This window comes from Corynebacterium sp. 401_CJEI (assembly GCF_001076435.1).
GTDB classification, from domain to species: domain Bacteria; phylum Actinomycetota; class Actinomycetes; order Mycobacteriales; family Mycobacteriaceae; genus Corynebacterium; species Corynebacterium jeikeium_D.
In genome coordinates, this window is record NZ_JVIP01000013.1 from 1 (window position 1) to 22,934 (window position 22,934).

General features: G+C 58.5%; 20 protein-coding genes. 7 read left to right on the forward strand and 13 right to left on the reverse strand.

The features are described from left to right. Positions 1–186 precede the first annotated feature (186 nt). Entirely contained in the window at positions 187–1,464 is a 1,278-nt protein-coding gene (locus ADM64_RS02995; protein WP_049193091.1) for an MFS transporter, read from the reverse strand. A gap of 261 nt (positions 1,465–1,725) precedes the next feature. Between ADM64_RS02995 and ADM64_RS03000 the strand changes: the two genes are divergently transcribed. After that, positions 1,726–3,294, forward strand: a complete 1,569-nt coding sequence (locus ADM64_RS03000; protein ID WP_049193092.1) for an NYN domain-containing protein — start codon at positions 1,726–1,728, stop codon at positions 3,292–3,294. Positions 3,295–3,323: 29 nt separating this feature from the next. Beyond that, on the forward strand, positions 3,324–3,449 hold the full coding sequence (locus tag ADM64_RS11175; protein WP_255465767.1) for a hypothetical protein: 126 nt from the start codon (positions 3,324–3,326) through the stop codon (positions 3,447–3,449). 44 nt (positions 3,450–3,493) lie between these two features. On the opposite strand, the gene ADM64_RS03005 is transcribed toward ADM64_RS11175, so the two are convergent. Continuing rightward, entirely contained in the window at positions 3,494–4,330 is an 837-nt protein-coding gene (locus ADM64_RS03005) for a PspA/IM30 family protein (protein WP_049193093.1), read from the reverse strand. Between the two features lie 161 nt (positions 4,331–4,491). On the opposite strand from ADM64_RS03005, the gene ADM64_RS03010 reads away from it, so the two are divergent. Then, complete coding sequence (locus ADM64_RS03010) at positions 4,492–5,793, forward strand: serine hydrolase (RefSeq protein WP_049193094.1); 1,302 nt, start codon at positions 4,492–4,494, stop codon at positions 5,791–5,793. Positions 5,794–5,897: 104 nt separating this feature from the next. Here ADM64_RS03010 and trxA read toward each other — a convergent pair whose 3' ends face one another. The 10 genes from trxA to ADM64_RS11215 all read right to left on the reverse strand — a co-directional run bounded on the left by trxA (position 5,898) and on the right by ADM64_RS11215 (position 15,918). Continuing rightward, complete coding sequence (gene trxA / locus ADM64_RS03015; RefSeq protein WP_016421700.1) at positions 5,898–6,278, reverse strand: thioredoxin; 381 nt, start codon at positions 6,276–6,278, stop codon at positions 5,898–5,900. A 142-nt stretch (positions 6,279–6,420) separates the two neighbouring features. Next, positions 6,421–7,269: a fumarylacetoacetate hydrolase family protein gene (locus ADM64_RS03020; protein ID WP_016421701.1), complete on the reverse strand. Its 849-nt coding sequence runs from the start codon at positions 7,267–7,269 to the stop codon at positions 6,421–6,423. 89 nt (positions 7,270–7,358) lie between these two features. Further along, positions 7,359–8,555, reverse strand: a complete 1,197-nt coding sequence (locus ADM64_RS03025; protein ID WP_049193095.1) for an acyltransferase family protein — start codon at positions 8,553–8,555, stop codon at positions 7,359–7,361. A gap of 142 nt (positions 8,556–8,697) precedes the next feature. Continuing rightward, the gene (gene dnaB, locus ADM64_RS03030) at positions 8,698–10,290 is read right to left on the reverse strand and encodes a replicative DNA helicase (protein WP_049170075.1); all 1,593 of its coding nucleotides are present in this window, start codon (positions 10,288–10,290) and stop codon (positions 8,698–8,700) included. Positions 10,291–11,025: 735 nt separating this feature from the next. Beyond that, complete coding sequence (gene rplI / locus ADM64_RS03035; RefSeq protein ID WP_005511982.1) at positions 11,026–11,478, reverse strand: 50S ribosomal protein L9; 453 nt, start codon at positions 11,476–11,478, stop codon at positions 11,026–11,028. Between the two features lie 100 nt (positions 11,479–11,578). Next, positions 11,579–12,145 carry a single-stranded DNA-binding protein gene (locus tag ADM64_RS03040; RefSeq protein ID WP_049193096.1) on the reverse strand — a complete coding sequence of 189 codons (567 nt, stop codon included), beginning with the start codon at positions 12,143–12,145 and terminating at the stop codon, positions 11,579–11,581. A gap of 121 nt (positions 12,146–12,266) precedes the next feature. Next, on the reverse strand, positions 12,267–12,554 hold the full coding sequence (gene rpsF, locus ADM64_RS03045) for a 30S ribosomal protein S6 (RefSeq protein WP_005511978.1): 288 nt from the start codon (positions 12,552–12,554) through the stop codon (positions 12,267–12,269). A gap of 311 nt (positions 12,555–12,865) precedes the next feature. Then, entirely contained in the window at positions 12,866–13,057 is a 192-nt protein-coding gene (locus ADM64_RS03050; RefSeq protein ID WP_016421704.1) for a hypothetical protein, read from the reverse strand. Continuing rightward, complete coding sequence (locus tag ADM64_RS03055; RefSeq protein ID WP_049170079.1) at positions 13,058–15,535, reverse strand: transglycosylase domain-containing protein; 2,478 nt, start codon at positions 15,533–15,535, stop codon at positions 13,058–13,060. Between the two features lie 11 nt (positions 15,536–15,546). Beyond that, positions 15,547–15,918 (reverse strand): DUF5318 family protein, encoded by a 372-nt coding sequence (locus ADM64_RS11215; protein ID WP_255465780.1) that lies wholly within the window; start codon positions 15,916–15,918, stop codon positions 15,547–15,549. Positions 15,919–16,189: 271 nt separating this feature from the next. Between ADM64_RS11215 and ADM64_RS03060 the strand changes: the two genes are divergently transcribed. From ADM64_RS03060 to ADM64_RS03075, 4 genes are all read left to right on the forward strand, one after another. Continuing rightward, the gene (locus ADM64_RS03060) at positions 16,190–17,275 is read left to right on the forward strand and encodes an inositol-3-phosphate synthase (RefSeq protein WP_016421706.1); all 1,086 of its coding nucleotides are present in this window, start codon (positions 16,190–16,192) and stop codon (positions 17,273–17,275) included. 521 nt (positions 17,276–17,796) lie between these two features. Then, positions 17,797–18,288, forward strand: coding sequence for a MarR family winged helix-turn-helix transcriptional regulator (locus ADM64_RS03065; protein ID WP_049193097.1), 492 nt, complete (start codon positions 17,797–17,799; stop codon positions 18,286–18,288). Positions 18,289–18,446: 158 nt separating this feature from the next. After that, on the forward strand, positions 18,447–19,379 hold the full coding sequence (locus ADM64_RS03070) for a universal stress protein (protein WP_005511918.1): 933 nt from the start codon (positions 18,447–18,449) through the stop codon (positions 19,377–19,379). A gap of 46 nt (positions 19,380–19,425) precedes the next feature. Then, a complete protein-coding gene (locus tag ADM64_RS03075; RefSeq protein WP_049170083.1) occupies positions 19,426–19,839 on the forward strand; it encodes a hypothetical protein in 414 nt (137 codons plus the stop codon). Between the two features lie 155 nt (positions 19,840–19,994). Here ADM64_RS03075 and leuS read toward each other — a convergent pair whose 3' ends face one another. Next, positions 19,995–22,913, reverse strand: a complete 2,919-nt coding sequence (gene leuS, locus ADM64_RS03080) for a leucine--tRNA ligase (protein WP_049193098.1) — start codon at positions 22,911–22,913, stop codon at positions 19,995–19,997. Between the last annotated feature and the right edge of the window lie 21 nt (positions 22,914–22,934).

The following is a 22,934-nucleotide window of genomic DNA, read 5'->3' on the forward strand; positions in this document are numbered from 1 at the left end:
ATCAGCCAACCAAACACATAAACTGCCTGGCCGCGCTGACCTCCAGATACATTACACACATGCCCCCATTTAAGCGAATCCGCTGGTAGAACCTGGAAAACGAATCACTTTAGTTAACTCTGTACGCCAGATTTGAGCCTTCCTACGGCTCGGGCGCTACTTTTCAGCAACTCAGAAATCGACCAATTACTTAGTCAGAGCCGCCTTGTCACCTGCGAGTCGTCGCCAAGCAGTGGCAGACGCGACCCCCATCAGCGCACCCGCACCCAGAAACACGCTGCCTGCACCCATCGCGGTAGCACCCAAACCAGCAACCGGCGGCAGGATGACCTGCGCCAAGCGGTTACCCATCAGTCGGATGGATAGCGCCTGAGCGCGCACCTCGGCATCCACCAGGGAGCTCACCCACGTCATTGACATGGGCATGACAAAACCCCATGCCAAGCCACAGATACCAACCGCGACAACCATCAGCCACGCACTCTGTAGCCACGGCATTGCCAAAAGCGGCAGGACACCGGCACAAACTGCAATGATAAGGACTCGATTGCGATTAGCTCGGTGCAAAACAGTCGGCATGAGGGCTCGGGAAATAATCGCGAGGCCACTACGCGCACCAAGGATTGCCGTCACCTCGGCAACACTAAAGCCCAGTTCGCGTCCCAGCACCGGCACATATGCCGTCAACAGGTCAATGGCTACGATGACCGCAATTGATACAACCATGGCGCTGGACATGCCGTCGATACGCAGGATGCTTAGGACCGATGCGCCGCTGGCTTCGGCCTGCGCCGGCCGCCTCTTGTCCATCCGGCTGCGGTCGCTAACAGTCGACGCCGGGGATTGCTCAGTTGAGCTAGCAGCTTGCACTTCGGCGGCTGCATTCGCTTCGTGCCGTCGATAAGCAGTTGCGACCGGCCAGCCGATGATCAGGGCGACCGCGCCGATTCCCGTCATCGTCCAGAGTGCGGAAGTGGTGGCGGTCATGGCGCTGCCGTCGTGGTTGGGAGTGAGCAGACCTGCACCGACGATGCCGAGGAACTGCCCGACGGAGATCCCGAGCGTGAAATAAGCAAAGAGGCTATCGAGCCCGGCGACGCCGCCACGCAGGTGCGAAACCATGCCTTGAGCGGCGATGAGCGTGGTCATGTGGGCAAAACCCAGGGCCACGTAGCCGAGCAGAAGAATAGGTAGGTTGGGCGAGAGCGCCATTACTGCTGCAGCAATGACAGTGGCGACGAGACCGGAGTACATGACTTCGGTGGCGCGATGACTGTCGACAAGCTTGCCGGCGGGAAGCGCAATAATAAGAGGTACAAGTGAAAACGCGGCAGTGAACCAGCCGACGGTGGCGGCGGAACCGCCAAAATCGAGGACTCGCCAAGAAAGCAGCACGCGACCGCCGTTGAAAACCGCTTGTCCCAACACAGTAATGAGAACCAATAGGCCGAACCAGCGTCTCATACCTGTTTGTAACTCCCCTTCTCCTGTGTGGTCGTACTCTTCGCGGGGCGATTTCTTTGCACGTCAATACCTAAATTGATCGGTGCCTTCTCGTCGACTCGCACTCCTGCCAACCCGCGAAGAGCGGTCAAAGTGATGCGGCTTATTAAGAATAGTCCCTGAAGTTAAACATGTTTAGCGCATAGAATGAATTATTCGGGCATCCTTGTCGATGTAACCGGTTTGCTTATTTAGTTAATAAAGAATCAGGAATTAGGAGCCATGCTTGAACGCACATTGGTGTTCGTCGATACGTCATATTTATTGGCGAGCTTTTACAACTCGTGGGAAACCGGAGCCCGCGGGCAATTAGAAATCGACCTTAGAGAAGTAGTTAGTGTCCTTGACCGAATGATTAACCAGCAGCTGAACCAGCCAGTTCAGCGGCAACTTTGGTACGACGGCATCCCGGAGTCGGGGCCGCATCGTTACCAGCGCTCACTGCGCACGATCGATGGTGTGCAGCTGCGCGCAGGTCAACTCATTGAATGGGGTGACCGACGGACGCAGAAGGCCGTCGATACTCGGCTCGTCGCAGACATGGTTGTCGCCGGCCTGCGCAACCAAGTTTCCGATATCGTGCTGGTCTCGGGCGATGCGGACATGCTGCCCGGCGTCGCCGAGGCTTCGGCTGCCGGTGTGCGCGTGCATCTCTACGGCTTCGGCTGGGACTCCATGTCCGGTGCACTTCGCCATGCCTGCGATTCGACGACGATCCTCGATCCCCGCGAGGACTTCGCCGACGCCATGCAGCTCAATGTCCTCGAAGGCCCAATCCCACCGGTCGTCCGCACGAATAAGCCGCTGGGCGATGCCGAACCAATCGAAGATCTCGGCGCTACCTGCGTGCCGGATACGCGCATCACTCCTCCGGGCGAGGGCTCGCTTGCCGACGGCACGGAGAACACTCCCTCCGCCGCCGACGGTGACGCTGCTTCGCCGGAGGCCGGAACTCCGGAGGTTCCGCAGGACCAGCGCGTTGTGCCATCCCCCACGGCTGACAGCGACTCCGACTGTCGCAGCGAAGACAATGCCGCAGCCACGCCGACGGCCAAGGCCGACTCGCCGAAGTTCAACGAGGTCGAGCACGCGGCCAAGATGGGTGCCCGGGAAATCCCGGCGCAGGCTGAGCACCGCGCTGAGGTAGAGCGCACCGGCGGTTCGGAAGCTACACGGGTGGATTCCGCTGCTTCGGGCGTTTCGGCTGCCTCACCAACGCAGCCAACGCAGCCAGCACAGCCTTCTCCAGCGGCCATGCCCGGCGCGACAGTCAACACTGGCAGTGGGGCTGGTAACGACACTGCGAACAACACCGGAGCCGAGAATGCAGGCGCGTCTGCCCCCGATTCCGCGTCGTCGACTGCAGTTGGCAGTGGGGGGTCGGCGACGGAGTCGTCGACAAGCGAAGACGGTGCCAACACGAGTACGCCGAAACCAAGCCCGCGGCCGAATCCTTCGATGATGGCGCCAAGGAGGAAGCTGCGTAGTCGATACGTGCCCCTGCCGAACGAGGTGTGGGCATCCGCGGGTTTTCAGACGCCGTTCGATGTGGGACAGCAGTACGCGAACTGGTGGTACGAGAATATTGCGAACGAGCAGGCGCGCGATAGTGCCCACTTGCTCTCTGGTGGTGGGCTGCCACCGGACATTGATCGTCCGCTGCTGCAGTTTGCGTGCGAAACCCTGCACGAATACACGCTGACGGAGACGCAGCGCGTCAATCTGCGCGATGGTTTCCACGCCGGTATCCGCGGAGTGCTGCTCGCGCGGAAGAACGGCGAATTGGAGTAATAGCGCGCCTCACGGATTCGGCAGTTTCGGTGGCTTCAGCACTGCTGGCGCTACTGTCGCTGCTGGCGCTACTGTCGCTGCTGGCGCTGCTGGCGCGAGAAAGTGTCGGGGTTTATGTCAGTTTAGGGTGGTTTTTCCCGCTCAAACTGACATAAACCCCGACACTTTCTTGTTGACGATTGTTGGCAACTGGTGAACGCTACTTCGCTTCGTCTGCGTCCGTTGTGGTGTCCTCGACAGCCTCGGCGGACTCGGCGGACTCCAGCTCGCCGGCGTTATCCTTCGCGGCAGAACCGGATTCGAGAGCAGCGTTTTCATTATTCATCTGGGCACGAATTTCGGCCAGACGCATGTCGGCAGCGGCATCGCGAGTCGAAGTCTCGATCTCAGCCATGCGACCTGCTTGTGAGGATTCCGCGAGCTCCTGAGCGCCCAACGCATTGGCGTAGCGGCCTTCAATCTTCTCACGGACCGAATCCAAAGTCGGCACATTCGGATCCTCGGAAATACCCTGCATGCTCTGGAGAGTCTTCGACGCGGTCTCTTGCATCTTGGCCTGATCCGCCTGCGACTCCAGCTTGCGGATATCCTGCTTAATCTGCTCGTAGCGAGCCTGCGACTGCTGCGCCTGACGCTGTGCCTCCTCAGCAGCAGATACGGCCTGCTGGTGGAGCTGCGTAGTATTTTCCAGCTCCTTTTCAACATTCACCAGCTGGGTGGCAAACACCTCAGCAGTGCTTTCCATCTTCTGTGCAGTGGCCTCATCGCCCTTGGCACGAGCCTGATCCGCATTGGCGAGTGCCTGGCGGGTGTTCTCGGTAATCTTGTCACGCTCAGAGGTCAACCGCCCCAGCTGCATTTCCAGCTGATTGCGGTTGCCGATGATAGCCGCAGCCTGACGCTGAATCTCCTGATGGCGCTGACGCTCGGCCTCAGCTGCCTGTGCAATCTGAACCTTAGGATCCGCATTGTCCTCGATCTTCTTATCGAACGAAGACATCATGTACTTCCAGCCCTTGGCAAATGGATTAGCCATGCAAATCCAACCTTCCTCAACATATGCGGAATAACTAATCGGAACCGAGAAGATTCCATCTCTTAAAAAATTGTACGTGAGCTAGCTCGCTCTCTCTCGGCAAACGGAAAGAGCTGGTTACCGACAAGCAAGACTCCCCCAGAGTTGTAAACTCTCTAAACATGGTTCATTGCCCTCAACGCACGTACCGCGGACTGGCCGCGAGTCTCGCCGCGGTAATTACTCTGTCAGCAACTGCGCCGCTGGCTAACGCGACAGTCACCGCAACTGCTGACTCCACCGATACCGGTGCATTTTCGCAGGTAGTCGTAGCAGCTCCATCGTCAACGGAGCCGGCTAAGCCCTCCGACGCAAAAACCAAGAAGACCACCGAAAAGCCAACTGAAAAGGCTCCCGAGAAGAGCACAGGGCGAACCGCAGAGAAGTCGGCGGAACAGTCGGCTGAGAAGTCGACCGAGAAAACCTCTTCACCGACATCGGAAACGTCCTCGACGGAGCCGTCGGAAAGCACTGTGAAAAGTGAGCCGAAGGAGTTTCCCCCACTTGTGCCAGGGGCGAAGACCCAGTGGGGCCTTGGCGTGCAAACTCGTCTCGACGAAGTGACTGAGAAGTTCGACGCTAAGGGCGGCATGCTCGGCATGGGCATTCTGGATCGCCAGACCGGTGAGTTCATCTGCAACTCACACTGTGATGATGTTTTTCGCCTCGCCAGCCTGATGAAGGTATTCGTCGCCGACGTTGTGGCCTATTCCAACTACACGCAGCCGAAGAAGGGCGAGATTGTCGCTGGCCAGGGTGATATGCCGGTTGAGGGCAACCCCGACGCCATGCTGCGCGACGACATGATTCGATACTCCAACAACGAAGCAACTGACGAGCTGTGGGATTCCTACGGCGGTGTACGCATCGTTGACAATGTCCGACAGCGCTACGGCCTCTCGGATAAGACTGTCGGCTCACCTATGTGGGGAGCCACCACCAGTACGCCAGCCGACATGGTTGCCTACTTTGACCGGATGCTGAGCGAAGAAGGCGGGCTGAGCGACACGGAGACCAAATACATGCGTCAGCTGATGTACTCACTGCCGCGCTACTCCTACGGCGATGCAGACCAGAACTTCGGTCTGCGTGCAGCGCTACCGAAGGAAACGATTGCCAACAAGTCCGGTTGGTACGAAGAGCAGCACACCACTGCCGGATTCCTTGGCGACGATGACCGTTACGCTATCGCGGTTCTGGGCAAAAACCTGACCGCCAACGAACTCACCGAAGCTGTCAAGCACGTGTTCCCAGACGGGCAGGTTCCGCCAACAGGTGAGAAGGAGACAAAGCACGCCCGCACCAGCGCACCACTGTCGATTGAGGAGGACTCAAACAAAGTCGCTCCAGCCCTGTGGGCGCTAGTAGCAGCACTCGCTGGCTTTGGTATTGGCTGGCTCATTCGTGGCCAGCGCGCGGACTAGATACAAAAAGCCCCCGCGCGCTTGAGGGCTAGTTCAGGCGCGGGGGCTTACGCGGAAGTGCTCCAAGTCGGAAAACGCACAGTATGCGGGCTGAACCGCAGAGTTTACTCGGTAGCGCTATCCTGTGCGGCCTGCTCGGCAATTTGCGCACGGACATCATCCATGTTCAGCTCCGAAGCCTGGCCAACCAGATCGCTCAGGGCGGCCTCCGGCAGCACACCAGAGTGCTGGAACAGCAGGATTCCCTCGCGGAAAACAAACAGCGTCGGAATCGACTGAATGCCCAGGGCTGCCGAAACCTCCTGGTTGGCATCGGTGTCCAGCTTTGCGAACACTACCTCTGAGTGCTTCTCGGAAGCCTTCTCATAAATCGGGGCGAACTGGCGGCACGGACCGCACCAGGATGCCCAGGCATCAACGAGCACAATGTCGTTGTTCTGAATAGTCTCAGCGAAAGTCTCGTTCGTAATATCAACAGTTGCCATGGGTCTAACTCCTCTTACTCTTTAACGTCGTGTTCTAACTTCACGTTCTTTACGTAGGTTTTTACCCGTTAGTCTCCCACAACGCACGCGGGGGTCGATTCATTCCCGCCGGGTTCGCGGGAACGTCGTAAAGCGGCGCGAGCTAGTGGTTGATGCGGACAGTGTTGGCCTGTTTACCCAGGCCATCGATGGTGATGACCATTTCCTGACCATCCTGAAGGTAGGTCTGCGGGCTCATGCCGTGTCCAACACCCGCCGGCGTTCCCGTGGAGATGACATCGCCCGGGTTCAGCTGCACGAACTGTGAGATGTAGGCGATCAACTTCGCCGGGGAGAAAACAAGGTCCGCAATCGGTGCATCCTGGCGCAGCTCTCCGTCGACGTATGTGCGCACCCGCGCGGAGTCCGCATCGAAAGCATCGGCCGTGAGCATCCACGGCCCGAAAGCACTGGCGCGCTGCAACGTCTTCCCCTGTAGCCACTGCGCGGTAGCGTACTGGAAATCGCGCTGAGTGAAGTCATTCATAATCGCGTACCCAGCGATAGCGTCCTGTGCCTGCTCCTCCGACACCCGCAGGCAGGTCTCGCCGACGATAACCGCGAGCTCGCCTTCGTAATCGAGCTTCTCCGCGCAGGCCTCCGGCACTCGGATATCATCCTTCGCACCGGCGACGGCATCGGCAAACTTCGCGAATAACGTTGGCACCTCGGGGCGCTGGTGCCCCATCTCGTCGATGTGTGCGGCATAGTTCAAGCCGACGCAGACGATTTTGCCCGGCCGCGTAATCAGCGGTGCGAACGCCCACGCGCTCTCCGCCATGACGTTGTCAGGGTTGTTCCCCGCCTCCGCCAAGAGTTCTTCCGCTTCACGACGCCACGTTGGCCGCGCTAACACATCTCCGAGACAGTGGTCATCAAAAAGGACCGCTACGCCGTCGCCGAGAACAGCGGCGCGGGTTGCACCCTGGTATCGCAACGTTGCTAGACGCATGGCTTTCTCATTTCTTCATGGCTATTCTCTGTGTCACTTCTGCCGCCTGATCGGCTCCCGGTTCCACGCTACCGCCTTGTTGAGCTGAATTAGGAAGCAGGTTCGCTCTTAGGCTGCCGCGGAGCCTCGCCTTCAGGCAGGGAAGAAGGATTCTGACTGCGCTGAAGGGCACGCTGCCCCGGCGTAGTCATGCGCACTACCCACGCAGGACGGACAAAGAGCCACCCGGCACCGATGGCAAGCAGCAACCTGTGCAGACCAAGGCACAGCATCGCCGCAATGATAGTCACCAGCGGCGTCATGATGGCCAAGTGTGGGTCCTTTGGCAGGATGAGGTCGCAAATAATCATGACCACAACCAACATTGGAATGTGCATAAGGAAGATAGGCAGCGTTCGGCCGCCAACCTTTTCAAAAGGCACAACTAGGCGAGTGTTCTGCAGCATCGCCATGACATTGATTGCAGCCAGTGCGCCAGTGGTGGACAGGTACACACGGGTGAAGCCGACGTTGCCTTCGTTAAAGCTCGAGTAGGTCGCCTGCACCCAGATCGCCACCGACAGGAACGCCGTCAGCGTCACTAGTAGTGCGAGACCACTGCGACGCTGTGCCATCCGGAAGATCCAGGGCGCGCCGTACATGCCCAGCACGTAGAAGAACAGCATTTTGCTGACAAAGTCCCACGACCAGCTGGACGAGGCAAAAGGCGCCCATGCACTAATGAGGCCTGTAACGATGAGCTGAATCACCGGATGCACCCAGCGGAATGCTCGTGTGAGAATTGCAAACAGCGCCAGCGCCCACAGAAACCACAGGTAGGAAGTTGGCTCGATGATCGCGTGAAGCGTGTTGTAAATTCGCGGCCCCCACGCGCTGTGGTCCGTAATCGGCGGCGGAGACACTATGCCATCGGCATCCACGTGCGTATATGGCATGAGGAAAAGCACGAAGTCACGCAGTGGCACCCAAATCACGTAGAGATAGACCATCACCCAGATTCGGCGATTGGCTAACTTATGCCACGACTCCTTGAGTGCCTTGCCGGCAAAGAGACCAGATAGCAGGAAAAACAGCGGCATACGGATTGGTCCGAGGAAGAAGTTAATCCCCGCCCACTGCGCCGTGTAGTAACCGTGCGCTTGCAGCTCTGTGATGGCATGGCCAAGCACAACTAAAAGAATGCACAGCCCCTTAGCCGCATCTACCCAACCGACGCGCTGTTTCGGCGCACTCTTCTGCCTTTTCGCTTTGGCCTCCGCTGCCACGGGAGCGGCAGTTGGTGACATAGTGCTTCCCCGCTTCCCGACGACTCCGCGTAACCCTCAAAACCTTCAAAACCATCAACGCACGAAAACTCGCCCCATTGACTGTCACTCACCTTACCTAGCCACCCGGATTGCACTAATTCTGGGTGGCTAGGCCAGGCACCTAGAGAGAACCGCTGGGCTCCTCCGCCAGGTTGGCGAACCTGGAGTAGTGCAGCTGGTGGGCCACAGCAATGCTTCCGGTCGGTCCACCACGGTGCTTTGCGACGATAATATCCGCCTCACCAGCACGTTCATGGTCAGCCTCCTGCGAGTCCGGCCGGTAAATCAGCATGACGATATCGGCATCCTGCTCCAGCGAACCCGACTCACGCAGGTCCGAGACCTGTGGCTTCTTATCTGTGCGAGCTTCCGGACCACGGTTCAGCTGCGAAATTGCAATCAGCGGTACCTCGAGTTCCTTCGCCAACAACTTGAGCTGACGGGAGAACTCCGAGACCTCTTGCTGTCTGGACTCGACTTTTTTACCCGAGCTCATCAGCTGCAGGTAGTCGACCACAATCATCTTCAGATCGTGCTTCTGCTTCAGCTGACGTGCCTTCGCGCGAATTTCCATCATGGTCAGGTTCGGCGAGTCATCAATAAACAGCGGAGCATCACGAATCTTGTCGCCGACCTCGACCAGCTTTGTCCAGTCCCGCTCATCCAGGTCACCGGAGCGCAAAGATGCCATGTTGATTTTCGCCTCTGCGGACATGATGCGCATCATGATTTCGTTGCGCGACATTTCCAACGAGAAAATTGCGCTGGTCATGCCGTTGCGAATCGATGCCGAACGCATGAAGTCCATCGCCAGCGTGGACTTACCCACACCCGGACGGGCCGCAATAATCACCATCTGACCTGGGTGAAGGCCATTTGTCAGCTTGTCCAGGTTGGTAATCCCCGTCGGCACACCCTGCGCCAGACCGCCGTTTTGGGTAATAAGATCCAGTTCCTCTAGCGTGTCATCCAGGACATCGGCGATGGGAACGTAGTCATTCTTCGTGTTCTCACGTCCAACGCTGAAGATGAGCTGCTGCGCCTCATCCACCAGCTGCTCCGGCTCCGTGTCCTCCGCGCCCGCATAGCCAATCTGGGCGATTTTCGTGCCGGCCTCGACCAGGCGACGGATTGTCGCCTTCTCCGCAACAATGCGGGCATAGAACTGCGCATTCGCCGCCGTTGGCACCAGGGAGGCCAAGGTGTGCAGGTACAGCGGACCACCGATGCGCTCCAGGTCTCCAGTTCGATCCAGACGACCTGCCAGCAAAATAGGGTCAATTTCCGAGGACTCACCGTAGAGGTGCAAAATCGCCGAGTAAATCGTCTGGTGCGCTGGCCGGTAGAAATCCTCCGGCGTCAGCTGTTCGTACACATCCGCGACAACCTCTGAGTTCAGCAGCATCGCGCCGAGCACACTCTGCTCCGCCTCGATATTGTGCGGCGGGGTGCGCTCAAAAGTCGCGCCCGCGACGGCACTCGCACGAGCGCCACGACCACGGTCTCGCTCCCAGTCCCGCGCCCCAGATCCGCTTGCCGACGATCCGTTGCCCGAGCTCTGAGAGAAGGAATACTCCTCCGGTGGCGCATCCTCTACCGGCGGTTCCGGGGGCAGCGGAACGTCATCGAAGGAATCATCGTGGGAATTCACCGAGTAGGACGACGCCTCGTCCCCTGCTCCTGAATGACCACCATCACCTACAGGCTGACTCATCGTGAGCAGCTCCTCCCCTTCTGGACCACTTAGGTGCCTTTTCAACCCTGTTGCTGACTGACCGTCACACTCAATATGCCTGTTCCGCCCGCCAGCATTGGACACCTGACTACCTACCGCAGTTATACCTGCTCGAGCGGATTGACGGACCTGTAAAAGTACCCTTTAAGGCCCCAGAAAACAATCCTCGACAGGGGTTATCCCCGAAGTTATCCACAGCACCTGTGGATAAGCCTGGGGAGAACATGTGCACAATCAAGAAAAGTCCAGGTGAACGGTCCGTAACCCTAAACCGCCGCTTGAATGTTAACGGGGGTAGCGGAGTTTCAACCCGAAAATATTCTATCTACGCAGGTCAGTGCGTATTTGCCTTAATCCTGCACAAATGTAATCCTCTGTTACCCCTTTAGCATCGATGCTGCTCATGCGGAGATTATTAACGATGAATTAATAAAAATCTCGTGCACTCCAGAAGAGTTATCCACGGCAGCCAGGCAAGTTACCCACAGGTTTATCCACAGAAATCATTGTTAGCCTGTGGACAAGTCGTAGACGCTCTTTCCAGCACCTGCATAAAAGGCTTTAAACCAGCCTTAAACCACGAAAAGCCCTGACCTTTCACTACGAAAGATCAGAGCTTCACGTGTGCTGTTGTCATTGGGCCTCAGAGCCCGCGCAGTCTTTAAACGCGGTGCTCGTCAGCCGCCGTCAAAGTAAAAACTCTAAACCGCGAACTTACGCGGCGACGACCTGTACGGAAACATGCGCGGTAATCTGCGGGTGCAGCGCGATGTCAACGGTGTGCTTACCAAGGGACTTGATCTGGCTCGGAGCAAGCACGACTGCGCGCTTGTCGATAGCCTGACCGGAAGCCTTACGAACTGCATCGGCGATGTCACCCTTGGTGACAGAACCGAACAGCTTGCCATTTTCCGAAGCCTTCACAGCAACGGAGACGTTGTCGAGCGAATCAATCTTCTGCTTGACTTCACGTGCATGGTCGAGGTCGCGGATAGCGCGAGCCTCCTGGGCACGACGAATGCCCTCGATCTGCTTTTCTGCGCCGCGGGTGGCAACAATTGCCAGTCCGCGAGGAAGCAGGTAGTTACGTCCGTAGCCGGCCTTGACCTCAACGATGTCGCCTGCGACACCGAGCTTGTCAACGTCGGCGGTGAGGATCAGCTTCATGATCCCTGCCTTTCGCTGGATATGTCTTTAAAAGATTTTGAGAATTGTGGATGCTAAATCTGCTGCAAACTAGTCACGTAGTGCCGTGGCTGGAAGGAGTTTAGAACGGAGGCTCATCGCCGCCGAAGCCGCCACCGGCCGGAGGAGCTGAGTTCCACGGATCTTCCGCAGGAGCTCCGCCACCAAAACCGCGATCGCTCTGTCCACCCTGGTTGCCCTGGTTTCCACCAAAGCCACCGCCGAAACCACCACCGGCATTTCCACCCTGGCCGCGGTTGCCGCCGCCAAAGCTTCCACCGCCGTTGCGTGGAGTGCGCGTGACCTGAGCTCGAGCGAACTTCAGGGACGGGCCCACCTCATCGACCTCAACCTCAAAGACGGTACGACGCTCGCCCTCGCGGGTCTCGTAACTGCGCTGGCGCAGACGACCCTGGACGATGACGCGCATGCCCTTGGAGAGACTTTCGACAGCGTTCTCCGCTGCCTCACGCCACAGGCTGCAGGTGAGGAACATGCCCTCGCCGTCAACCCACTGGCCATCTCGGTACACCCGCGGAGTCGACGCAACGCGGAAATTCGCCACGGCGGTGCCATTCTGGGTGTACTTAAGCTCCGGGTCAGCAACCAAGTTGCCAACCACCGTGATTTGTACGTCTCCCTGAGCCATGCTTCTTCTCCTCGGTTGTATTCTGTCGAGCTGATGATGGGGCTTTCGCCCGCTATCCTACGACTTTCGCATTACCGGTGTGTCCCATTCGAGCACTCTGGTTACGCAAATATGACGCAGATTAACGATCAACCCGCAGCACCTTGGTGCGCAGGATGCTGTCGTTCAGATTCAGACGACGGTCGAGTTCCAGCACGGTTGCGGACTCGCAGGTGAGGTCGACGACAACGTAGATGCCGTCTTCCTTCTTCTCGATCGGGTAGGCGAGGTGGCGCTTACCCCAGATGTCCACCTTCTCCACCTTGCCGTTCTCCTTGCGGACAACGTCGAGGTACTTCTCCAGGGACGGGCCTACGGTGCGCTCATCCTGAGACGGATCGATAATAATCATTACTTCGTAGTGACGCACGGACCTCATCACCTCCTATGGTCTAGTTCTTGTATTTCGGCTACACAGCGTGGTGCGCTGGCACTGTCTTTCATGCCAACCGCTATGCAGCAGGAGGATCGTTGCGTCAAGCAACCCTGCCAGGGTACCGCAGGCAGAGGTATATGTCCTAATCGCAGGCGCCATCGGCAAGCAGTACTGGCAAGCGGTGTCAGGGCGCCGAATAGAAAGAGACGCACACAGAGCTACTGCGTGCGCCTCTTTGAATTGTGAAGTTGTCGCGTGCTTGGTGGGCAGTTAACGCTCTAGCAACTGACTACCTGGCCTGCGTCCTACATTGATGTCGAGGAAGCATGTGCCAACGCAATAATCACCGGAATGACTGTCGCGAATAGGAAAGCTGCCAGGCACAGAGCCCAAATGATTGCCGGTTTCCACTTCTGCATGAAGCCCCAAAAGGCCGTGCCGAACATCAGGAAGCCAATCGCGACGCAGACGATGGTGAAAATCACCCACGTGTCCACTTACTGTCCACCTCCAGGGTTACCGGGGTCTCCGCCGCCTTCATTGCCACCGCCGAAACCACCGCCTCCCGGAATCGGGATGGGCAGTAGGTCAGCGATTCCGCCGCCACCGCCTCCGCCATCGCCACCCGGAACCGGAAGCGGTGCAGGCTGCTCCTCGGAGGACTCAGAGGTCGACTCCTCGGCCGACTCCTCTTCTGTGGTCTCCGGGGCATAGCCCTGGTCATAGCCAGAGTCAGAGGTCGACGGCGCCTGGTACTGCGGCGCACCTGCGACACCACCGATTGGCTCCGGCTTGGTGAAGTACTCAAAGTCCTCGTTAGACAGTGCGTTATCCATGGTGTACTTCCACAGATCGCCCGGGGTTTGCGAGCCGTACATGATGCCACCATAGGAGTTGTAGAGCGCCGAACCATCGACGTTGCCAACCCACACTGCAGTCGACAGCTGCGGTGTCGAACCGATCATCCACGCATCCTTGTTCTGGCCGGTGTCACCCAACTGCGTAGTACCGGTCTTGGCGGCCGACGGGCGACCACCACTCAAGGGCTTGTTGCTGTAACCGGCAATAGGCTCCATGGCCGATATCATATTGGTGGCCACTGCCTTGGAAACTCGACGGTCGCCCTTGTCAGCGTTGGACTCGTAAACAATCTCGCCCTTGGAGTTTTCGACCTTCTCTACGAAGTGAGTCTGCTGATAGACGCCATCGTTAGTCAGGGTAGCCAGACCAACGGCCATATCCAGCGGACGTGAGAGGTACTGACCCAGGGCGATACCGTCCTGCGAGTGACCGTTGTCGTCCATCAGAGTCTTTTCAATACCCGGGATGGACTCAGCCACGCCCAGACGATGAGCCATTTTGGCGGTGTCATCCGGACCATTCTTCAGGTCGCGCTGCAGGCGAATAAACGGGGTGTTCAGCGACTGCTTCAGGGACTCATAAAGCGGAAGCACGCCACCGCCGGCACCGCCGTCGTTGTGCAGAGTGACGTTACCGGACTGCACAGGTGCCGAAGAGTACTGCGCGGTCAGTGGAATACCTTGATCGAGAGCTGCTGCCAGCGCAAAAATCTTGAAAGTAGAGCCGGTCTGCAGACCGCTGTTTGCGTAGTCCCAACCAGTCGGATCGTCGCCACCGTAGTAGGCGCGGACAGCACCGGTCTTCGGCTCCACCGAAACGATGGCGGCACGCAAACCCGTTGACTGATCGACGTAGTTTTCCATCGCATCCAGGGCAGCCTGCTGCACCGTCGGGTCAATGGTCGTCGTAATGCGTAGACCGCCAGTGTTGACCTCCTGCTCGGAGATACCTTCGCGCTCCAACTCAGCCAGAACCTGATTCTTAATCATGGCAGCCGGGCCGGGCTCCGGAGCCTGCTTCGGCGCCAACGCCGGATCGATGGTCTCCGGGTACTGCATTCCCGCGCGGTCCTGCGGCGAGACGATGTTCATCTCCACCAGGCCATCGAGGACGTAGTTCCAACGCTGCTCAGCCTCCGGGCGGTTAGTCCACGGATCCAGTGCAGATGGACGCTGAATCGAGGCTGCCAGCACAGCACCCTCTTCGGCATTCAGCTCACCGACTTCCTTACCGAAGTAGGCCTTCGACGCTGCCGCGATACCGTATGCGTTACGACCAAAGTAAATCGTGTTGAGGTAGGCCTCAAGGATTTCGTCCTTAGTCCACTCCCGCGCCATCTTCGCCGACATGACCAGTTCCTTGGCCTTACGGGTCAGCGTGCGCTCATTGCCCACCACAGCATTCTTGACGTACTGCTGCGTAATGGTCGAGCCGCCACCGGCACTGGAATTACCAGTCACGACTCCCAGAGCCGCACGGGCATAACCAGTCAAGGAAAAACCCGGGTTGGTATAGAAATCACGATCCTCAGCTGCCAGCACTGCATTGCGTACAGCATCCGGCACCTTGTCGATAGTGATGTTGCTTCGGTTACCGCCCTCGGGGACGATGCGCGTGATTTCCTTTTCACCACTGCGGTCATAAATCACCGCAATCTGGCTATTGGCCAACTCCTCTGGCTCCGGCACGTCCGTTGTCGCATAAGCAACACCGAACACAACTACCGGCAACAGCACGACCAGCGCCACGGCTAGACCGAGCCACGCTAAAATTCGCCGCTTATTATCAGTCGGCTGTTCTTCTTGCGCCATCGAGCTTTCCTCTTCATGGTCATCTGGTTCATGGTCATCTGGGGCGTACTGCCCCTTCTCCGGGTCCGGCTCGCTTGCCGACGTCATCTCTGAACCGGTAGCCAGACCCTCGTCACTGCCACCGACCGAAACAGCATCAATGCTGTCGCTGGAATCGTCGTCAAGCGATGCGTCATCGGAGCGTGCGTGCGTATTGAAGGAATCAGCATCCGGCTGATCCCACCACTCGCCTGATGAATTAGAACCCTGGCCCTCGTGAGGGCTGTTAGGACCGCCTGGGCTATCGGGTCGATCATTGCTCACGGGTGCTCTCCCTAGTTTTCTGACTCTTCTCGAGCTGCCTGAAGTGTCCGGGTCAGGAAACTCCACTTGCAGTCGGGGCACACCTCAACTTCTTTGACGGTGCACGAACCATATTCATTAACTATTGCGGATAATTCGTTTTCAGTACAAGCAGAGCCGGAACGACGGCCCAAGTTTTCTCCGAACACCCAGAATACGAGTCGGAGGTCGAATTTGCGACATACTGGGCACTCTTCCTGGGACTTTCTGCCGTGAAAACGCGCGGCAGCGACCAGCCGAGCATCGGCATCACAGAGTGATCTTCGTGGAATCTCCCCTGCACGCCACTGCTCCAATAACTGCTTCTTGAGCAAGGAGTGATCGATCTCGCCCTGCCATGTCATCACGAAGACAGATTAGCAGGCGCGTGCGGGCTGATTTCACCCCCGCTTTATCGGTACACACATGCCCCCTCACGGTTCGGGCATCGGCAAAAAACGCATAAAGGTATAACGTCACGCTCGTTACCTCAATGCGTGCACCCACTCACGGCCGCACCGCTGGCGTAAGGCCCTGGTGCGGGTTCTGATGCTAGGTTCTGATGCGAGTTCCCGGTGTGAGTTCCCGGCGCGAGGTCAAAGCCTCCGAGCACATAGTTTCAAGGAGAATTACCAAATGAGTTCAATTCGCGTCGCTATCGTCGGCGTCGGCAACTGCGCCTCCTCCCTGGTGCAGGGTGTCGAGTTCTACCGCGATGCAAAGCCCGATGAGACCATTCCTGGCCTCATGCACGTCGTCTTCGGCGACTACCACGTCTCCGATGTCGAGTTCGTCGCAGCTTTCGATGTTGACGACAAGAAGGTCGGCAAGGACCTCTCCGAGGCCATTGTTTCCTCCGAGAACTGCACCATCAAGATTGCCGATGTCCCGACTCTCGGCGTTGAGGTTCAGCGCGGCCCGACCCTGGATGGCGTTGGCAAGTACTACGCGGACACCATCGACGAATCCCCGGCTGAACCGGTCGACGTTGTTCAGGCGCTGAAGGATGCCAAGGTCGATGTCCTGGTCTCCTACCTGCCGGTCGGTTCAGAACAGGCTGACAAGTTCTACGCACAGTGCGCCATTGACGCTGGTGTAGCTTTCGTCAATGCCCTGCCGGTCTTCATCGCTTCCGACCCGGAGTGGGCCAAGAAGTTCGAAGACGCAGGGGTTCCGATTGTCGGCGACGACATCAAGAGCCAGGTCGGCGCAACCATCACCCACCGCGTCATGGCCAAGCTATTTGAGGACCGCGGTGTTCGCCTCGAGCGCACCCTGCAGCTCAACGTCGGCGGCAACATGGACTTCAAGAACATGCTCGAGCGCGACCGCCTCGAGTCCAAGAAGATCTCCAAGACCCAGGCCGTCACCTCCAATCTCACCGGTCCGCTGGCCGGCAAGATCGACGACCGCAACGTCCACATCGGCCCGTCGGACTGGGTGGACTGGCTGGATGACCGCAAGTGGGCCTACGTCCGACTCGAGGGCAAGGCCTTCGGCGAGGTGCCGCTGAACCTTGAGTACAAGCTCGAGGTCTGGGACTCCCCGAACTCCGCTGGCATCATCATCGATGCTGTTCGCGCTGCCAAGATCGCCAAGGATCGCGGCATCGGCGGCCCGGTCTACGCCGCTTCTTCCTACCTGATGAAGTCCCCGCCGAAGCAGCTTGCCGACGATGTTGCGCGAGCACAGCTCGAAGCATTCATCAAGGGCGAAGACTAAAAGGTACAAGCACTCAAAAGTACAAGCGAGCAGCTCCGAGAGCATGTGCCTTGAAAAGTGCCAGCCGGTTACCCATGCGGTAGCCGCTGGCGCTTTTGTGCTTCTCTCTCCCCTATCCTCCCCGCGTCTCTTCCACGCCTTCTCGCCCTACTCGCTGCTGCGCCCATCTCGTCCCCGCCATGGATGCGTGCGCTGCAGTCGTCGTAAAGCAGACAGCAATACACCCGCGAGGATGAATCTGCGAGACATATCACAAGCCAAAAGCATTCGCGAAAGTAGCCGTATGGCTACCTCCAACCCAACGTTCTAAGTACAGAAGAAGTGACACTTTAGGGGGTTTCTGCCAGCACCGAAAAACCTTATACGCAGATAGGTTTAATGTTTTGTACTGGGGTTTTAGATGTTTGGTGGAAAATTCCTGGTGATTTCATCGCCGAAATCACCAGTTGTAGAAAAATAAATAGCACCCCAAATAAATTTCGTATTGGCAACTAGCACTGTTCGCATATAACATCGTCGCTATGACATTATCTTCGGGCTCGATTGGCAATCCTGATGCCGTTACTCCTCTGTCGCTCGCTAAGCGCATTCGCCCTCTCCTGACTCGCGCTGAGCTGCTCTACAGCCGCCGCTCCTCGGAGTCCCAGCTCAGCCGCGCGCAGCTGTCCATCATGATGACCCTGGAGGCACTGGGCGCCTGCCGTATCAGCCAGTTGGCTGAGGCCGAGGCCATCCGCATGCCCACCGCCTCCAACGCCGTGCACCACTTGGAGGTCGCCGGCATGGTGGAGCGCGTCCGCGACAGCAAAGACCGCCGTGGCGTCCGCGTTGAACTGACCGACCGTGGCCGTGAAGAGCTGCACCGTGTTTCTGAAGAGCGCGATCAGCAGATGGCTGAGATGTTCAGCACGCTGAGCCAGGAAGAGCTGGAGTTTGGCGCTGGTCTTGAGACGATTCTGTCCAAGATTCTCGAAAACTACCCGGAGCACCCAAAGACAAACCCAAGCGTCTAGTCTCTTTCCCAGCTAGCCCTGCCACCTTTAAGCCCACAGGCAGGATACATAGCTTTTACACTTCCTCGGTGCCGTTTTAAATATGCCCGCCTATCCACGTAGGCTATTACCCAGAAGCACCACTTGGATATTTCTGAGTAATCACAGGAGGATTAGCGATGGCTTCCCGCCCGCTTCGTATCATGATTGCGTGGCGTCCAGGCGAGTACGGCACCGAAACGCTTGCTTACGCCGCTTGGTTAGCTCGCACCACGAAGGTGCAGATTCGCGTTGTCAGCGCACTGTCGCGTGGCTGGCCGCTGACCTCACTGGCTCGGTTGAGCACCAATGACTCCTGGGTTTCCCACGAAACCGAGTCTCTTGAAAAAATCATCAAGGATGAGCTAAAGCTCGCTGGCCTGCGCAAGGGCATGCTTGACGACGATGCCGTACGGATCATCGAATCCTCCAGCGAATCCACAACTATCTGCAACGAAGCCGAAGAATTCGAAGCCGATGTGGTTCTGCTTGGCACCCGCCGAAGCAATACCAAGGACTGGGCCGCCAAGAACCGCAGTCGCTTTACTGCGGGATCAACCTCGGATGCGCTGCTGCATTACTCACCAATCCCGCTGGGATTGGCGATTCCCGGCGCGAAGCTTTCTAAACACGGTGTGACCCGTGTCAGCATTTGCTACATTGACACCCCACAGTCGCACCACGCATTGAATAAGGCTGCTGACCTGGCATATCGCTGGGAAGTTCCCCTGCGTTTGGTCTCATTTACGCCGCGTGGTGCGACCATGTACCCGACGGAGAACGGCTACGGCCCCTCCTCTGACCTGATGATTGAGTGGCGCGAGCAGGCTATGGGCCTGCTCGACCGCGGTATCGACCGCGCGCATACCCGTTACCCAGACCTTTCCATTGATGCGGAAGTAGCCTCCGGCAACGGTTGGGAAGAGGCCATTCAGTCCATCAAGTGGAAAAAGGGAGACTTGCTCGTTTTGGGTTCGTCTACTCTTGGCCCATTCGGGCGAATTTTCATCGGCTCGTCGACTAACCACATCGTTCGCCACAGCCCAGTGCCAATGCTGATTACTCCGGCCTAGTATGGCAGGCACATCAGACGGCATTTAGAGGCGAGGGGAGCAGAAGGTGGATAATTCATCGGAACGCAGTACACCAGAGCGCAATGAGGATGAAATCTTCGACGAGCTTGAGCGCAAGATGTATTCCGGCAAGCGCGCCTACATCTACACCGCGGGTGTGATTCTTACGACGCTGCTCGCGGGCCTCATTATTGGCATCGCCGGCGCCATTGTCGGTGGCCCCACCTGTGATGCGGGTAAGTCCAGCTTCCTCTGCTCCCGCACTTGGGAGATCCTTTTCCCCGTTGTCCCGGGCGTAATCTCCCTGGTCGGCTGCCTTTTGGGCTTTTGGCAGACCTACGTGGAGTGGAAAAACTTCCGCAACTGGCGCGCGTGGCTCGCTATGTGCTGGGTGCTCATGCCCTTCACTTTGATGTGGATGCTCTCCACATTCGGTGTCCTGATTCTGGGCGTTAAGTAGGGGTAAGAGGCGGCCAGCTTCGGAGCCACCCCTTGAGGCTTTTGCGAGAAAGCCTCATGCGAGAAAGTGTCTGGGTTTATGTCAAATTCGAGCCGATTTTAGGCTTCAAACTGACATAAACCCAGACACTTTCTTGTATGCACTGGCCTCCCTGGCTACTTCTTCACAACCAGGTTGACCATCTTGCCCGGAACGACAATGACCTTCACGATATTGCCACCGGCGTTCTCCACAGCTGCGACAACCTTTTCGTCGGCACGCGCGGCGGCCTCGATGTCCTCGCGGGAAGCATCGGTAGCCACGTCAATGCGAGCGCGAACCTTGCCGTTAATCTGAACTGGCAGCTCAACGGTGTCGTCGACCAGCCACTTCTCGTCAACTGCCGGCCACGGGCCGTGTGCCAGGGACTCGGTGTGGCCGAGGCGGCTCCACAGTTCCTCCGCGATATGCGGCGCGACCGGACCAAGCATGAGGGCCAGCGGCTCCACGGCGGCGCGCGGTGCACCGGCCGAACCGTAGGTCTTAGTCAGGTAGTTGACGTACTCAATGAGCTTTGCGACGGCCGTGTTGTCACGCAGCTCTGCGTAATCGGAGGTAACCCCTTCCACGGTGCGGTTGAGCGCCTTGAGGTCGTCGTCGGAAAGCGCTGCGTCCGTGACGGCGAGCTCACCGGAGTCCTCATTGACCACCAGGCGCCAAGCGCGCTGGAGGAAGCGCTGCGAGCCGACCAGATCCTTCGTCGCCCACGGGCGGGAGGTGTCCAGCGGACCCATGGCCATCTCGTAGACGCGCAGGGTGTCAGCGCCGTAGTTGTCGCAGACCTCGTCGGGGGAGACGGCGTTCTTCAGGGACTTGCCCATCTTGCCGTACTCCTGGAAAACTTCCAGGTCAGAGCCGTCTTCGGCGCCGCCTGGGATGAGGAACTTACCATCGCGCTCAACAACCTGATCCGCCGGCTGGTAGACACCACGGGCATCGGTGTAGGCGTAGGCCTGGATGTAGCCCTGGTTGAACAGACGGCGGTACGGCTCCTTGGAGGTCACGTAGCCGAGGTCGAAGAGGACCTTGTGCCAGAAGCGGGAGTAGAGCAGGTGCAGCACTGCGTGCTCGACGCCACCGACGTAGAGGTCGACGCCGCCTGGGTCGTCCTTACCGTGAGTCTCCGGGCGAGGGCCGGTCCAGTAGCGCTCGTTTTCCAGGTCAACGAACTCCTCAGCGTTGTTCGGGTCGATGTAGCGCAGCTGGTACCAGGAGGAACCTGCCCAGTTCGGCATGACATTGGTGTCACGGCGGTACTTCTTCTTGCCATCGCCGAGATCGAGCTCGACATTGACCCAGTCAGTGGCCTTGTCCAGTGGAGCCTTTGGCTCGGTGTCGGCGTCGTCCGGGTCGAAGGTGACCGGCTTGTAGTCCTCGACCTCTGGCAGCTCGACCGGAAGCATGGACTCGGGCAGCGCGTGGGCGTGACCGTCCTCGTCGTAGACGATGGGGAAGGGCTCGCCCCAGTAGCGCTGGCGGGCGAACAGCCAGTCGCGCAGCTTGTACTGGACCTTCTCGTGACCAGCACCTTCCTTCTCCAACCACTCAATGACGGTGGCGATGGCGGTGTCCTTGTCCAGGCCATTGATGTCCAGGCCGGAATCATTGGCGGAGTTCACGCACGTACCGTTACCGACGTACGCCTCCTTTGCAATGTCACCACCTGCGACGACCTCGCGGATTGGCAGACCGAAGGCAGTGGCGAACTCGTAGTCGCGCTCATCGTGGGCCGGGACAGCCATGATGGCACCGGTGCCGTAGCCAATCAAGACATAGTCGGAAATGAACACCGGCACCTGCTCACCGCTCACCGGGTTGGTGGCGTAAGCGCCCAGGAAGACACCGGTCTTTTCCTTGTTCTCCTGGCGTTCCAGGTCGGACTTGGAGGCAATTGCGGCGCGGTAAGCGGCGACGGCCTCGGCTGGGGTTTCCTTGCCGAAGGTCCAGCGCTCATCCATGCCCTCGTAGGTACCGCTGCCGGCTTCGACCAGCTGATCCACCAGCTCGTGCTCAGGAGCGAGCACCATGTAGGAGGCTCCGAAGAGAGTGTCCGGGCGAGTGGTGAAGACCCTGATCTTGGTGGAGACCTTCGGGCCGACCTCGGCTGTGAAGTCGACCTCGGCACCGCGGGAGCGGCCAATCCAGTTGCGCTGCATGGACTTGACCTTGTCCGGCCAGTCCAGCAGCTCCAGGTCGTCGACTAGGCGATCAGCGTAAGCGGTGATGCGCATCATCCACTGGCCCAGCCGCTTGCGGAACACCGGGAAGTTACCGCGCTCCGAACGGCCCTCGGCGGTCACTTCTTCGTTGGACAGCACAGTGCCGAGGCCCGGACACCAGTTGACCATCGAATTCGACTGGTAAACCAGACGGAATTCGTCGACTGCTTCGCGCTGCTCGGTCTCGCTGAGCTCAGCGTAGACGCGACCGTCCTTGGTAGCCATCTCGCCCGACTCCAAGAGTGGAATCAGCTCATCGATGCGACGGGCCTTCTTCTGATCCTCATCGAACCAGGCGTTGTAAATCTGCAGGAAAATCCACTGCGTCCACTTGTAGTAGTCCTGGTCAGTGGTCGCGAAAACACGGCGGCGGTCATGGCCAAGTCCCAGGCGGCCCAGCTGGCGCTCCATGTTGGCGATATTCGCTTCCGTCGTCACGCGCGGGTGCGTACCGGTCTGGATTGCGAACTGCTCCGCCGGCAGACCGAAGGCGTCGTAGCCCAGGGTGTGCAACACGTTTGCGCCCTGCATGCGGTGGAAGCGCGCGAAGACATCGGTGGCGATGTATCCCAGCGGGTGGCCTACGTGCAGACCGACACCGGACGGGTACGGGAACATGTCCTGGACGAAAAGCTTGTCCTTCGGCGGAGTCGAGCCGTCGGCAGCTGCCAAATCGCCCACCGGGTTGGGGGCGTAGAAGGTGCCGTTATCTTTCCAATACGCCTGCCACTTTCCCTCTAGCTGAGTCGCCAGCTCGGGGGAGTAGCGGTAGTCGGTGGCTTCTGCCGAGGACGAGGACTTTTCGCTGTTGGTCATGGTCTCACAGTCTAATAGGTG

Coding starts and splice junctions, on each gene's coding strand:
- ADM64_RS02995 (WP_049193091.1), bottom strand. CDS start 1,464: ATGAGACGCTGGTTCGGCCTATTGGTTCTCATTACTGTGTTGGGACAA.
- ADM64_RS03000 (WP_049193092.1), top strand. CDS start 1,726: ATGCTTGAACGCACATTGGTGTTCGTCGATACGTCATATTTATTGGCG.
- ADM64_RS03005 (WP_049193093.1), bottom strand. CDS start 4,330: ATGGCTAATCCATTTGCCAAGGGCTGGAAGTACATGATGTCTTCGTTC.
- ADM64_RS03010 (WP_049193094.1), top strand. CDS start 4,492: ATGGTTCATTGCCCTCAACGCACGTACCGCGGACTGGCCGCGAGTCTC.
- trxA (WP_016421700.1), bottom strand. CDS start 6,278: ATGGCAACTGTTGATATTACGAACGAGACTTTCGCTGAGACTATTCAG.
- ADM64_RS03020 (WP_016421701.1), bottom strand. CDS start 7,269: ATGCGTCTAGCAACGTTGCGATACCAGGGTGCAACCCGCGCCGCTGTT.
- ADM64_RS03025 (WP_049193095.1), bottom strand. CDS start 8,555: ATGTCACCAACTGCCGCTCCCGTGGCAGCGGAGGCCAAAGCGAAAAGG.
- dnaB (WP_049170075.1), bottom strand. CDS start 10,290: ATGAGTCAGCCTGTAGGTGATGGTGGTCATTCAGGAGCAGGGGACGAG.
- rplI (WP_005511982.1), bottom strand. CDS start 11,478: ATGAAGCTGATCCTCACCGCCGACGTTGACAAGCTCGGTGTCGCAGGC.
- ADM64_RS03040 (WP_049193096.1), bottom strand. CDS start 12,145: ATGGCTCAGGGAGACGTACAAATCACGGTGGTTGGCAACTTGGTTGCT.
- ADM64_RS11215 (WP_255465780.1), bottom strand. CDS start 15,918: ATGACATGGCAGGGCGAGATCGATCACTCCTTGCTCAAGAAGCAGTTA.
- ADM64_RS03060 (WP_016421706.1), top strand. CDS start 16,190: ATGAGTTCAATTCGCGTCGCTATCGTCGGCGTCGGCAACTGCGCCTCC.
- ADM64_RS03065 (WP_049193097.1), top strand. CDS start 17,797: ATGACATTATCTTCGGGCTCGATTGGCAATCCTGATGCCGTTACTCCT.
- ADM64_RS03070 (WP_005511918.1), top strand. CDS start 18,447: ATGGCTTCCCGCCCGCTTCGTATCATGATTGCGTGGCGTCCAGGCGAG.
- leuS (WP_049193098.1), bottom strand. CDS start 22,913: ATGACCAACAGCGAAAAGTCCTCGTCCTCGGCAGAAGCCACCGACTAC.